The 13,513-nt window shown below is 69.1% G+C and carries 10 protein-coding genes; 3 read left to right on the top strand and 7 right to left on the bottom strand.

The window, feature by feature from the left end:
• Positions 1–93: 93 nt before the first annotated feature.
• Complete coding sequence (gene nhaA / locus ACIPVK_RS05725) at positions 94–1,446, bottom strand: Na+/H+ antiporter NhaA (RefSeq protein ID WP_407610999.1); 1,353 nt, start codon at positions 1,444–1,446, stop codon at positions 94–96.
• A 253-nt stretch (positions 1,447–1,699) separates the two neighbouring features.
• Entirely contained in the window at positions 1,700–2,197 is a 498-nt protein-coding gene (locus ACIPVK_RS05730; protein ID WP_407611000.1) for a DUF2505 domain-containing protein, read from the bottom strand.
• Positions 2,198–2,370: 173 nt separating this feature from the next.
• On the opposite strand from ACIPVK_RS05730, the gene mfd reads away from it, so the two are divergent.
• Positions 2,371–5,985 (top strand): transcription-repair coupling factor, encoded by a 3,615-nt coding sequence (gene mfd / locus ACIPVK_RS05735; protein WP_407611001.1) that lies wholly within the window; start codon positions 2,371–2,373, stop codon positions 5,983–5,985.
• A gap of 7 nt (positions 5,986–5,992) precedes the next feature.
• On the opposite strand, the gene ACIPVK_RS05740 is transcribed toward mfd, so the two are convergent.
• The 5 genes from ACIPVK_RS05740 to ACIPVK_RS05760 form a co-directional block, all read right to left on the bottom strand.
• On the bottom strand, positions 5,993–6,433 hold the full coding sequence (locus ACIPVK_RS05740) for a universal stress protein (protein ID WP_407611002.1): 441 nt from the start codon (positions 6,431–6,433) through the stop codon (positions 5,993–5,995).
• Positions 6,434–6,709: 276 nt separating this feature from the next.
• Complete coding sequence (locus ACIPVK_RS05745) at positions 6,710–6,958, bottom strand: hypothetical protein (RefSeq protein WP_407611003.1); 249 nt, start codon at positions 6,956–6,958, stop codon at positions 6,710–6,712.
• A 51-nt stretch (positions 6,959–7,009) separates the two neighbouring features.
• Positions 7,010–7,687 (bottom strand): deoxyribose-phosphate aldolase, encoded by a 678-nt coding sequence (gene deoC / locus ACIPVK_RS05750; RefSeq protein ID WP_407611004.1) that lies wholly within the window; start codon positions 7,685–7,687, stop codon positions 7,010–7,012.
• Positions 7,688–7,776: 89 nt separating this feature from the next.
• On the bottom strand, positions 7,777–9,507 hold the full coding sequence (locus ACIPVK_RS05755; protein ID WP_407611005.1) for a phospho-sugar mutase: 1,731 nt from the start codon (positions 9,505–9,507) through the stop codon (positions 7,777–7,779).
• 113 nt (positions 9,508–9,620) lie between these two features.
• Positions 9,621–10,430 carry a purine-nucleoside phosphorylase gene (locus ACIPVK_RS05760; protein ID WP_407611006.1) on the bottom strand — a complete coding sequence of 270 codons (810 nt, stop codon included), beginning with the start codon at positions 10,428–10,430 and terminating at the stop codon, positions 9,621–9,623.
• Between the two features lie 203 nt (positions 10,431–10,633).
• Here ACIPVK_RS05760 and ACIPVK_RS05765 point away from each other — a divergent pair, with 203 nt between their 5' ends.
• Both ACIPVK_RS05765 and ACIPVK_RS05770 read left to right on the top strand, forming a co-directional pair.
• A complete protein-coding gene (locus ACIPVK_RS05765; RefSeq protein ID WP_407611007.1) occupies positions 10,634–12,040 on the top strand; it encodes an NAD(P)H-quinone dehydrogenase in 1,407 nt (468 codons plus the stop codon).
• Positions 12,041–12,258: 218 nt separating this feature from the next.
• Positions 12,259–13,449, top strand: coding sequence for an acyltransferase family protein (locus tag ACIPVK_RS05770; RefSeq protein WP_407611008.1), 1,191 nt, complete (start codon positions 12,259–12,261; stop codon positions 13,447–13,449).
• The last annotated feature ends 64 nt before the right edge of the window (positions 13,450–13,513 follow it).

A 13,513-nucleotide genomic window follows, 5' to 3' on the forward strand; every position in this document is an offset into this window, starting at 1 on the left:
GTCGCACACCCTTAGGCAGAAAGAGCCGGTTTGGCTTGCGCCGGGAATCCCGGGGGCAAGCCAAACCGGCTTTTCTTGTATGCGGTGAACCCGCTAGCCGTTGTTTTCCGGCTTCTGGAAGATGTCCGGGATCCCGTCCTTGTTCTCGTCCAGGGCGGCGCGTTCGTTGACCAGGCGGTAGCGGCGGTCGCGCGGACGCAGCCAGATCGTGCCGAGGACCGCGGCGAGCAGGGAACCGGTCAGGATCGCGACCTTCGCATGGTCGTAGTGCGGCGAGGCCAGCCCGAAGGAGAGCTCGGAGACCAGCAGGGACACGGTGAACCCGATGCCGCCCAGCAACGTCACGCCCAGCAGGTCGCCCCACTTGGTGTCCGGATCAAGGTTCGCCTTCGAGGTGCGGGTGACCAGCCAGGTGGCTCCCATGATGCCGATGGGCTTGCCGAAGACCAGGCCGAAGACGATGCCCCAGAGCACCGGGTCGCCCAGGGCCGAGGCGAAGCCCTCGGCGCCGCCGACGGCCACGCCGGCGGAGAAGAACGCGAAGACCGGAACGCAGAAGCCGCTGGAAAGCGGGCGGAAACGGTGCTCGAGCTGCTCGGCCAGGCCGGGCCTGTCGATTTCGTCCTTGTTCTTGCGCAGCACCGGGACGCAGAAGCCCAGCACCACGCCGGCGATGGTCGAGTGGATGCCCGAGCCGAAGACCAGCGCCCAGGCGGCGATGCCCAACGGCAGCAGGATGACCCAGGGGGCCCAAAGGTTCGCGGCAAAGAACTTCGGCCACTTGTGGGTCACGTACGCGTAGAGGCCGATGGGGGCCAGCGCCATCAGCAGGTAGGGCGGGTTCAGGTCTTCGGTGAAGACGAAGGCAATGATCACGATGGCAATCAGGTCATCGACCACCGCAAGGGTCAGCAGGAAAATACGCAGCGGGGAGGGCAGGTTCGAGCCGATGACGGCCAGCACAGCAACGGCAAAGGCGATGTCGGTGGCCGTGGGGATGGCCCAGCCGCGCAGGGTCTCCCCGCCGGTGGAGGCGTTTAGGGCGACGAAGATCAGCGCCGGGACCACCACGCCGCCAAAGGCCGCGGTCACCGGGACGATGGCGCGTTTCATGTCGCGCAGGTCCCCGGCCACGAATTCCTTCTTCAGCTCCAGGCCGACCAGGAAGAAGAACACCGCCAGCAGCCCGTCGGCGGCCCAGTGGCCCAGGGACAGGTTCAGGTCGATGCCGAAGACCGCGAAACCGAGGTGAAAGTCGCGAAGGGCGAAGTAGCTGTCGGCGGCAGGGGAGTTGGCCCAGATCAGCGCGATGACGGCGCCAACGATCAGGACGAGTCCGCCAACGGTCTCCTTGCGCAGGATCTCCCCGATGCGCAGGTACTCGGTGTAGCTACCGGGGCCGAACACCGTCTTGGGTTTCGGCGTGGGTGTGGGGGCTTGGCTCATGGTCATCTTCAATTCTTTTCGGGGACGCTGAAGTTATCGCCGACCAGACTTCCCGGCACACCAGAGACAACCCTAACGCCTCAACGTGTCCCGATGCACATCCCGCGGGCATGTGACGCAGTCGGCAACCGTTCGGCCGCCCCGCCCAAAAGACCAAGGACCGGCACGTGGCACGCCGTTGCGGGCATGCACGTGCCGGTCCTTTCACGAGGCCGGGTGCCCGCCGCAACCACGGCGGGCCAAGCATCGGTATTTAGCCGCGTTCGATCCAGGAGGACACCTTGGCGCCCTGCAGCGAGAGCGCCTTGGAGATGAACGGCTCGGCGGCCGAGGCGATCTTTCCGCCCACGAACGGGATGGACGAGGAAACCGTGGCCTCCACGCCCAGTGCGGAGCCCGCGTCGGTGGCCTTCAACGACTCGGTGCCGGCGACCGAAACCGGAAGCGAACCGACGGTGACCTTCAAGGTGGCCTCGCGCGAGCCGTCGGCGGCCGGGGCGGACCAGGACTCGACCTGGGTGACCTCCACGGACTGGCCCACGAACTTGCGGGCGATTTCCGGGGCGCGGTCGGTGGGCAGTGAGCGGACGGTGGTCAGGGTGAAGGCCGCGGCGGTGTCGCCGGAAACCTCGAAGCTCTTCAGCTCCCCGCCGACCAAGCCGGTCAGGTGCTCGGCGAAGTCGCGGTCGGCAAGCGTCGCGATGACGGCGTCGGGGGCGTGTGTCAGGTCGGTGGTGGCGTTAAGGGCCATGGGGGCGAAACTCCGTAAATTAGATTGGCCGAACCAATAGTCGATACAACACCACCAGCGTACCGGGCATGGGCCCGCGCGGCGGTACGCTTGAATGGCGCACCCCGGGACCCGCCATGGATCTCGGGTACTTGTGTTGTGCGCGTACCAGTCTTCGGAAAGGACCCCAGCCGATGGCGCTTCACGGCCTGCGCACCGCACTGCGAACCGACACCTCCTTTTCCCGCGTAAGATCCAATGCCGCGACCGCATACGCGGCCCGCGCCAACGAGCTGGAGATCGCCGCGCCGGCCGGGATGCGCGCCGTCATCACCGCCGAAACCGTCGAGGCGCTGCGCTCCAAGGTCGCCGACGGGCTGGTGCTGGCGGTGACGGCCACCGGACGCGAAACCGAGGAACTGGTCGCCGCACTGCTCAGCTACCTCCCGGAGGATGCCGTGGCGGAGTTCCCCTCCTGGGAAACGCTGCCCCACGAGCGCCTTTCCCCGCGTTCGGACACCGTGGGCCGGCGCCTGGACGTGCTACGCCGGCTGGAGACCGGGGACCGGGGCCTGCAGGTCATCGTGGCTCCGGTCCGCGCGGTCATCCAGCCCCTGGTGGCCGGGCTGGGCAAGCTGGAGCCGGTGGACCTGTCGGTGGGGGACGAGTACGAGTTCTCCGCCGTGGTCAGGGCGCTGGCCGATGCCGCCTACGCGCGGGTGGACATGGTCACCCACCGTGGCGAGTTCGCCGTGCGCGGCGGCATCCTCGATGTCTTCCCGCCCACCCTGAACCACCCGGTGCGCATCGACTTCTTCGGCGACGAGATCGATGCCATGCGCTACTTCTCCATCGCCGACCAGCGCTCCCTGGAGCACGAACCGCCCACCCGCATCCAGGCCCCGCCCTGCCGCGAGCTGCTGATCACTCCCTCGGTGATGTCGCGGGCCGCGAAGCTGCAGTCGCAGATGCCCGCCGCGCGCGACATGCTCGCCAAGATCGCCGGCGGCATGGCCGTGGAGGGCATGGAATCCCTCGCCCCGCTGCTGGTCGATTCCATGGTGCCGCTGCTCTCGGCGCTGCCGGCCGAATCCATCGCCCTGGTCATGGAGCCGGAGCGGGTCCGTGCCCGCGCCCACGACCTGGAGGCCACCAACGCCGAGTTCCTGGCCGCGGCCTGGGCCACCGCCTCCGACGGCGGGGCCGCGCCCCTTGACCTGTCCCAGGCCCAGGCGCAGGCCGCCGCGGCCGAGCTGGAGGCCGGGAACTTCACCTCCCTGGCCACCACCCGCACCGACGCGCAGAATGCCAACGTGTCCTGGTGGTCGGTGACCTCGCTGGGCGCCGACGCCGAGCTGCTGCCCGAAGCCGACTCGATCCGCATCAACGCCCGCGAGCCGCGCGGCTACCAGGGCGACGTCGCCGAGATGCTTGGGTTCATTTCCGAGCGCATCAAGGATGACTGGTCCATCGTGGTCGCCACCGACGGCCCCGGCCCCGCCCAGCGCCTGGCCGAGCTCTTCCACGACGCAGACATCCCCACCCACCGCATCGCTTCGCTCGACGACGCGCCCACGCCCGGGCTCATCGAGATCACCACGGCGCAGGCCGGGCGCGGCTTTGCGCTCGATTCCCTGAAGCTCGGATTCCTCACCGAGGCGGACCTGCTGGGCCGCTCCAGCGCCTACGCCCCGACCGGGGCCAAGAGGCTGGCGGCCAAGCGGCGCAACGCCGTGGACCCGCTCACGCTCACCGAGGGCGACTTCGTGGTCCACGAGCAGCACGGCATCGCCAAATTCGTGGAGCTGATCGCCCGCAAGGTCGCCGGCGGGGCCGACGCCAAGCGCGAATACCTGGTCCTGGAGTACGCGCCGGCCAAGCGCGGGGCGCCGGGGGACAAGCTCTTCGTGCCCACCGACCAGCTGGACCAGGTCACCCGCTACGTGGGAGGCGAGGCCCCAAGCCTGTCCAAGATGGGCGGCTCGGACTGGTCAAGCACCAAGTCCAAGGCGCGCAAGGCCGTCAAGGAGATCGCCGGGGACCTGATCCGGCTCTACTCCGCCCGGATGGCCAGCCGCGGCCACGCCTTCGCCACCGACACCCCCTGGCAGTCGGAGCTGGAGGAGGCCTTCGCCTACGTGGAGACCCCCGACCAGCTGACCACCATCAACGAGGTCAAGGCCGACATGGAGCGCGAGATCCCGATGGACCGGCTGGTCTCCGGCGACGTGGGCTTCGGCAAGACGGAGATCGCGGTGCGCGCCGCGTTCAAGGCCGTGCAGGACTCCAAGCAGGTCGCCGTGCTGGTGCCCACCACGCTGCTGGCCTCCCAGCACCAGCAGACCTTCACCGAACGCTACTCCGGATTCCCGGTGCGCGTGAAGACGCTCTCGCGCTTCCAGAGCGCCAAGGAGTCCAAGGACATCATCGAGGGGCTGAAGAACGGCACCGTCGACGTGGTCATCGGCACCCACCGGCTGCTCTCGGACACCGTCCAGTTCCGCGACCTGGGGTTGGTGATCGTCGACGAGGAGCAGCGCTTCGGCGTCGAGCACAAGGAACAGCTCAAGAAGATGCGCACCAACGTGGACGTGCTCTCCATGTCCGCGACCCCGATCCCGCGCACCCTGGAGATGTCGCTGACCGGCATCCGCGAGACCTCCACGCTGGCCACCCCGCCGGAGGAGCGCCACCCGGTGCTCACCTACGTGGGACCGCGCACCGACAAGCAGATCTCCGCGGCCATCCGCCGCGAGCTGATGCGCGACGGGCAGGTCTTCTTTGTGCACAACCGCGTCTCCTCCATCGACAAGGTCGCCTCCGAGCTGCGCGAACTGGTCCCCGAGGCCCGCGTCGAGGTGGCCCACGGAAAGATGAGCGAGTCCCGGCTGGAGAAGATCATCCAGGACTTCTGGGAGAAGAAGTTCGATGTTTTGGTCTCCACCACCATCATCGAGACCGGCCTGGACATCTCCAACGCCAACACGCTGATCGTGGACCGGGCCGACAACTACGGCCTGTCCCAGCTGCACCAGCTGCGCGGGCGCGTGGGGCGCGGCCGCGAGCGCGCCTACGCCTACTTCCTGTGGAACGCTGAAAAGCCGCTGGGCGAGGTCGCCCTGGAGCGGCTCAAGGCCGTCGCCGCGCACAACGAACTGGGCTCGGGCTACCAGCTGGCCATGAAGGACCTGGAGATCCGCGGCGCCGGCAACCTGCTCGGCGGCGAGCAGTCCGGGCACATCGCCGGGGTCGGCTTCGACTTGTACCTGCGCCTGGTGGGCGAGGCCGTGGCGGACTTCAAGGGCGAGGCGGACGAGAAGACCGCGGAGATGAAGATCGAGCTGCCGGTCAACGCGCACCTGCCGCACGACTACGTGCCCGGCGAGCGGCTGCGACTGGAGGCCTACCGGAAGATCGCCGCGGCCACCGATTTCGCGGCGCTCGAAGAGGTCCATGCGGAGCTGGTGGACCGCTACGGGCAGCCGCCGGCGCCGGTGGTGAACCTGCTGGAGGTCGCGCGAATCCGCATCCGGGCCCGGGCGCTGGGACTGACCGACGTGGCGATGATGGGCAACATGATCAAGTTCGCCCCTGCGGCCATCGCCGATTTGCCGGACTCGCGGCAGCTGCGCCTGGCCCGGATGTACAAGGGCGCGGCGGACAAGCCGGCGCTGAACGCCATTGCCATCCCCAAGCCGCAGACCTCGGCGATCGGCGGACGCGACCTGGTGGACGAGCAGATCCTGGAGTGGGTCTCCGGGGTGCTGGGCAACATCTTCGAGGTCGAGGCGCCGCGCGCCAGGGTGTAGCCGGGAACTACGCGGCGGGGTGGTTCTCGCCGTGGTGGATCAGCACCGGGCACTTGGCGTGGGCGGCCAGCGAACTGGACACCGAACCCAGCAGCAGTCCCTTGAAACCGCCGCGTCCGCGCGTGCCCAACACCAGCAGGGCGGCGTCCTTGGAGACCTCGATCAGGTTGGGTGCCGCCGGCCCCATGACCACCTTGCGCTCCAGGCCGGCGGGAACGTCCTCGCCGAAGGCCTCGGCGATGGATTTTTCCAGCGCGTCGCGGGCGTCCTGCTCGGGTGCCCAGTCGGGGGTGTAGTCCTCCAGCGCGATGCGCGGCAGCCACGAGGAGAAGGCCACCAGGCCGTGGCCCAGGGAGGCCGCCAGGGTGGCGGCGTAGCGAAGGGCGCTGATGGATTGGGGGGAACCGTCGATGCCGACGACGACGGTGCTGCGCTGGGTGTTTTCCATGGTGAAGCGCTCATTTCTTCAGACAGGACGGCTGGTCCAACGACAGTCTTGCGGTTGCGTTGGACTTCATCCTACACGCGGTGCCCCGCCGTTTTCTACGGATCGTAGAAGTATCGGCAGGCGCCGGGCACGCGCCGGGCGTTTCCCGGCCCGGAACCGGCCCGCGCCCGGCATGCAAAAGGGAGGCGGGCACCGCCGGCAACCAGGTCCGCACGGGGGTGCGGATTGCGGATGCTGCGCGGTGCCCGCCTCCCCATTGGTGGGAGACGCCGGAAACTAGTCCTGCTTCGAGGCCGTCTTCGCCGGGTTGCGGTCCGACATGCCCAGGATGTGCTGCGGGATGCCGAAGGCCAGAATGGCCAGCACGAAGCAGGCAATGCCCGGGATCCAGGCGTTGTCCAGCGACCAGTACGAGAGCGAGTAGATGGCTCCGACGAAGAGGACGAAGAACACCACGAAAGCGATGACGTTCCCGGCCAGTCGGCCCTGGCCCGAGTGGGCTACATTCTTGCCGTTCGAGTACACAGCGAATCTCCTAAAAATGATCTGGTTTCAATGCGCGTGCGGGATACGAGATCAGTAGCCCTCGGCGCCTTGTTCACCCTCCACAATAGCAACTCCGGAGCTGGATCCGAGACGCGTGGCCCCGGCGGCGACCATCGCGAGCGCGGTTTGAAGCGAACGCACCCCGCCGGAGGCCTTCACGCCCATCTCCGGGCCCACGGTGGCACGCATCAGCGCGACGTCCTCGAGCGTCGCCCCGCCGCCGGCAAAACCGGTGGAGGTCTTCACGAAGTCGGCCCCGGCACGCACCGAGGCGCGGCAGGCCAGCACCTTCTCGTCGTCGGTGAGCAGCGCGGTTTCGATGATGACCTTCAGGATCGCTCCGCCGGCGTGCACCGCCTGCGCGACCGCGGAGATGTCGGCCACCAGGGCCTCCTCGTCCCCGGCCTTGGCGGCGGCGATGTTGATGACCATGTCGACCTCGTTGGCGCCGTCGGCCACCACGGTGTTCGCCTCGAAGACCTTCGATGCCGTCGGGGTGGCGCCGAACGGGAAGCCGATGACCGAGCAGGTGAGCACGCCGGAGTCCGCCAGCGCGGCGCTCACGGTGGCCACCCAGATCGGGTTCACGCAGACGGAGAAGAACTTGTACTTCACGGCCTCGGCGCAAATGCGGGCCACGTCGGAGGCCGCGGCGTCGGGGTTCAGGATGGTGTGGTCGATGTACGAGGCGATGTTCTTGGTGCTCATGGCGTGTTCTGTGGCTCCTGGTCGTGATGCGGTTGAAAAGGCGGTGGGGGGTCGATGCGCGCAGCCGGCGGCTGGGCCGCCGGCGGTGCCTAGCGGTCCAGCAGGCCGGCGAGTTCCTGCTTGATGGCCTCGAGCCGCGCGGTGCCGGCGGCGCGGGCCGCGGGCAGCCCGCCGGGTCCGGCGACCGGCGCGATGACCTCGAGGTAGCACTTGAGCTTGGGTTCGGTGCCCGAGGGACGCACGATCACCCGGGTGTCGGCCGCCGTGGCGAAGAGCAGCCCGTCGGTGGGCGGCAGGTTCGCCCCCAGGGACAGGTCCTCGAACCCGGTGACGGCCTCCCCGCCCAGGGTCGCTGGCGGGGCGACACGCAGCGATTCCATCATGGTGTCCAGCAATCCCAGGTCCGCCACCCGCACCGAGAGCTGGTCGGTCTGGTGCAGCCCGTGCGCCAGCGCCAGGGAATCGAGCACCTCCGGCAGCGAGGAGCCGGCGGCCTTCAGCTCCGCGGCGTAGTCGGCCAGCACCAGGGCGGCGGAGAGCCCATCCTTGTCGCGCACCAGGGAAGGTGCCACGCAATAGCCCAGCGCCTCCTCGTAGCCGAAGGCCAGGAAGGGCACCCGGGAGATCCACTTGAAGCCGGTCAGCGTGTTCTCATGGGCCAAATGGTGCGCCGCGGCGATGCGTGCGAGCATCCGCGAGGACACGATGGAGTTGGCCAGCACCGCGCCGTCGGCGGCGTTTGCGGCCGCGCGGTCGCCCAGCAGCCAGCCGAGCTCGTCCCCGCGCAGCATCCGCCAGCCGGTGTCCGGGAACTTCACCGCCGCGGCACAGCGGTCGGCGTCCGGGTCGTTGGCGATGACCAGGTCGGCGTCGGTCTCGGTGGCCAGCGCGAGCGCCAGGTCCAGGGCTCCGGGCTCCTCCGGGTTGGGGAAGGAGACGGTGGGGAAATCCGGGTCCGGTTCGGCCTGCTCGGCAACCAGGCGCACCCGCGAGAACCCGGCGCGGCCCAGCGCCTGGGCCATGGTGTGCCCGCCGACCCCGTGCATCGGGGTGAGCACGATCCGCAGGTTCTCCCGCGCCGCGGTGATCCGGTCCCCGCCGGTCCCGCCGGCTTCCGGGACGAGTCCGGCGATGGCGTCCAGGTACCCGGCCTCCACGTCCCCGGGCAGCACGGTCCAGCCCCCCGCGGCCAGGGCGATGTCCGCCATGGGTTCGTCGTGATCGATCTGCGCTGCGATCTGCGCATCGACGGGGCTGGTGATCTGGGCGCCCTGCCCCCAGCCGTCCTGCGCGCGCCCGCCCAGGTAGACCTTGTAGCCGTTGTCGGCCGGAGGGTTGTGGCTCGCGGTGACCATGATCCCGGCCTCGGCGGCGCGCTCGCGCACGGCCCAGGCCAGCACCGGGGTGGGCAGGGCCGAGGGCAGCAGCTGCACCTCGATCCCGGCGGCGGTGAGCACCGCGGCGGACTCGCGCGCGAAGACGTCGGAGTTGTGGCGGGCGTCAAAGCCGATGACAGCCCGCGGGGTGTAGGCGCCGTCGGCCGCGGCGAGGAGGAAGCGTCCGATGCCGGCGGCGGTGCGCCGCACCACCATGGAGTTCATGCGGTTCGGGCCCGGGCCCAGCTCGGCGCGCAGCCCCGCGGTGCCGAACGCCAGGTTCGCGGCGAAGCGGTCGGCCAGCTCGGCGGCGGCGGGCCCGTCCCCGGCACCGGCGGCGTCGCACAGTACGCGCAGCGCCGCCGCGGTCACCGGGTCCGGGTCCTGGGCGGCCCAGGCCGCGGCGGTCTCAAGCAGGGCGGCGTCGATCTGGTGGGTGCTCATCTGCTGTGGTGGGTCCTTTGGCTGGGCCGGGCTGCCGGTAGGTGGCAAGGTTGCCGGGATCGGGTGCGGGTGCGGGTGCGGTGCCCGGGGGCACACCGGGCGGGGGCGGGAAGCTAGAGCTTGGCGACGATGTCGGCCAGCAGCGCGGAAATCCGCGGGCCGGCGGCCTGGCCCGCCTCGATGACCTCGGCGTGGCTGAGCGGGGTTTCGGAGATGCCTGCGGCCAGGTTGGTCACCAGCGAGATCCCGAAGACCTCCATGCCCGCGTGGCGTGCGGCGATGGCCTCCAGCGCGGTGGACATGCCCACCAGGTCCGCGCCGATCACCTTGGCGTAGCGCACCTCGGCGGGCGTCTCGTAGTGCGGGCCGGTGAACTGCGCGTACACGCCCTCGTCCAGCGACGGGTCCACCTCGCGGGCCAGGGTGCGGATGCGCGAGGAGTACAGGTCGGTGAGGTCCACGAACGTCGCCCCCTCCAGCGGTGAGGTGCCGGTGAGGTTGAGGTGGTCGGAGATCAGCACCGGGGTGCCCGGGGCCCAGTCGGGGTTCAGCCCGCCGCAGCCGTTGGTCAGCACCAGGGTCTTGGCCCCGGCTGCGGCGGCGGTGCGCACCCCGTGGACCACGGCGCGCACGCCCTTGCCCTCGTAGAAGTGGGAGCGGGCGCCGAGCACCAGCACGCGCTTGCCGCCCTTGGTGAGCACCGAGGAAATCGTGCCGACGTGCCCCGGCACCGCGGCGGCGTGGAAGCCGGGCAATTCGGTGGCGTCGATGCGGTGGGTGGTTTCGCCGATGAGGTTCGCCGCCTCGCCCCAGCCGGAGCCCAGGACCAGCGCGATGTCGTGGTGGGGGACGCCGGTGAGTTCGGCGATCTTGGCGGCGGCGGCGGTGGCCAGGTCAAAGGGAGCAGAGTTGTTGTCGATCACGGGGTTAAACCTACCGGCGGAACCCCGCCTTGTCAGGTGGCGTGCCGCCGGCCGCCCGGGTCCAGTGCACCGGTCGGCCGTCCGGATCTCGATTGCCCGCAAGTCCGCGGCCCTGCTGCGGCACGCCTCCGCCGCCACGGCGCGGTGCCCGGTCCGCGTGTGCGGTGTGCACTTGGCTGTCAGGTAGGGAAGAATGGGTGATCGTGAGTGCACAACGCGATATCAATTCCCCCAGGCTTGTAATTCTCGGCGGTGGCCCCGGTGGCTACGAGGCCGCGATGGTAGGTGCCCAGCTCGGCGCGCAGGTGACCATCGTCGAACGCGCGGGCATGGGCGGCTCGGCGGTGTTGACCGACGTCGTCCCGTCCAAGACGCTGGTGGCCACGGCCGACGCCATGCGCCGGGTCTTCGGCGCCCGCGAGTTCGGCGTCGAGGTCGGGGACGCCGGCACCGAGGCGGTGGCCGACCTCTCGGTCATGAACGCGCGCCTGCTGGAGCTGGCCCGGGACCAGTCCTCGGACATCCACATGGGCCTCGAGCGCGTGGGCGTGCGCGTGGTCATCGGCGAGGGCCGGCTGCTTGACGCCTCCACCGTGGAGGTCGCCCGCGCCGACGGCAGCACCGAGACCATCCCGGCCGACGCCCTGCTGATTTCCGTCGGGGCGCACCCGCGCGAACTGCCCACCGCGGTTCCCGACGGCGAACGCATCTTCAACTGGACGCAGGTCTACAACCTGAAGGAAGTCCCCGAGCACCTGATCGTCATCGGTTCCGGTGTCACCGGTGCCGAGTTTGCCTCCGCCTACAACCTGCTGGGCACCAAGGTCACCCTGGTCTCCTCGCGCGACCGCGTGCTGCCGGGCGAGGACGCCGACGCCGCCGAGGTCCTCGAGGAGGCCTTCAAGAAGAACGGCGTCAACGTGGTGGCCAAGTCCCGCGCCGAGGCCGTCGAGCGCGTGGGCGACACGGTCAAGGTGACCCTGGGCGACGGGCAGGTCATCGAGGGCAGCCACTGCCTGGTGGCCGTCGGCTCGATCCCCAACACCGCCGGCATCGGCCTGGAGGAGGCGGGCATCAAGCTCAGCGAATCCGGCCACATCCAGGTCGACGGCGTCTCGCGCACCACCGCCACCAACGTGTACGCCGCCGGCGACTGCACCGGCGTCTTTGCGCTGGCCTCGGTCTCGGCCATGCAGGGGCGCATTGCCATGGCGCACCTGTTGGGCGACTCGGTGAAGCCGCTGAAGCTCACCGAGGTCTCCTCCAACATCTTCACCTCGCCGGAGATCGCCACGGTCGGCGTCACCGAGCGCATGGTCGAGGAAGGCAAGTACCAGGCCGACATCATCAAGCTGGATTTGGCCACCAATGCGCGCGCCAAGATGATGAACGTGAACCAGGGCTTCGTGAAGATCATTTCGCGCCGCGGCTCCGGAACCATCATCGGCGGCGTCGTGGTTGCGCCGCGCGCCTCCGAGCTGATCTTCCCCATCGCCCTGGCGGTGCACAACAAGCTGCACGTCGATGACATGGCCGAAACGTTCTCGGTCTACCCCTCGCTCTCGGGGTCCATTTCCGAGGCGGCGCGCCGCCTGCACGTCCACCTCTAGGCCCGGTGCGCGCACACTTCGGCGCCCGGTAAACCGCATGGCAAGCGGCCGCCATCCCCGCCCGGGGGTGGCGGCCGCTTGCATTGCTGGCGCCGGAATGTCGGAGGGCCCGGCGGACTACCTGTGTGGCACCCCGTTTTCGAGTGAGAACTACCTGAATTGCGGCGTCCCGGGGGGAGTACCCTGTTTGCACATGCGTTATTTGGGGGCGGGGAACCATGGCAGGGGAGCGCGCAAGATTCGGGTCGCTTGACGGGTTGCGTGGAGTGGCTGCGGCCGTGGTGGTCGTCTTCCACCTCGCGGTGTCGGATGACCGCGCAGGTGCGATATACAAGCTGACCCAGACGGGTCCGCTGTCCACTTTTGAGACCGTCATGAACTACTCGCCGCTGCGGATCCTGTGGGCGGGCTCCGAAGCGGTGGTGGTCTTCTACGTGCTCAGTGGCTTCGTCCTGGCCCTTCCCTTTGCCCGGGGTGCCGCGGTGCCGTGGAAGTACTTCTACCCCCGCCGCCTGATCCGGCTCTATGTCCCGTCGATCGCGAGCCTGGTTTTTGCCTACCTGACGACGCTGACAATCCGCCGGGCGGAGATCCCGAACGGGAGCCCATGGCTCAACGGGCACGCTACGGCCCCCAACGGGCCGCTGCAGGTGCTCCTGGGCTCATCTCTGATGACCGGCTGGGGAGGGCTGAACACCTCGCTCTGGTCGCTGCGCTACGAGGTCCTTTTTTCGCTGCTGCTCCCGCTCTTCCTCTGGGTGGCCTTCACCTGGAAAAGGCTGTTGTGGCTGAAGGTCGCGGCGGTCCCGCTGTTTTGCATGTTGTGGCCTCTGGCCGGGTTCTTCTACCCGGACCTGGTGTACCTGAGCGTCTTCCTGCTCGGCGTGCTCATGGCCTACAACATCGAGGCCCTGCGCGCCCGCGCGGCAAGGATACGGGGCTGGGGGTGGACGCTGATCTGCGTCGCCTCGATGCTGCTGTTGTGCTATTCCTGGTTGGTGGCCGGCATCGACCCGGAATCCCGGTGGCGGCTGTCCTGGATCGGCTTCGCGGCCATCGGTGCGACGCTGCTGGTTTTTGCCGTCGCCTTTTGGCAGCCCTGCGTCAAGGTGTTCGGCTCACGCCCGATACGCTGGCTCGGCAGGATCTCCTTCAGCCTCTACCTGACCCAGGAGCCGGTGGTCGTGGCACTGGCCTTCGCGACACATGGAATCGTTCCGCTGTGGGTGCAGATCCCCGTGGGATTTGCGCTCTCAATAGTCGTCGCGTGGCTGTTCTTCCTGGTCATCGAGCGGCCGTCGCATCGCCTTTCCAGGAACTTCGCCCGTGCACGCCAGCTGCGCGAGGCCGGTACGCCTACCGTGCCCGAGTCCGTTGAGCGCGCTGCCCTGAGGCCCACGAACAATTAGCCCGCCCGCACCGGGTCGACCACAACGAAAAAACCGGGGGATCGCGCCGGCAAGGCGCCGGGGA

Origin of the sequence: Paeniglutamicibacter sp. MACA_103, assembly GCF_045798555.1 — a bacterium.
Lineage (GTDB): Bacteria > Actinomycetota > Actinomycetes > Actinomycetales > Micrococcaceae > Paeniglutamicibacter.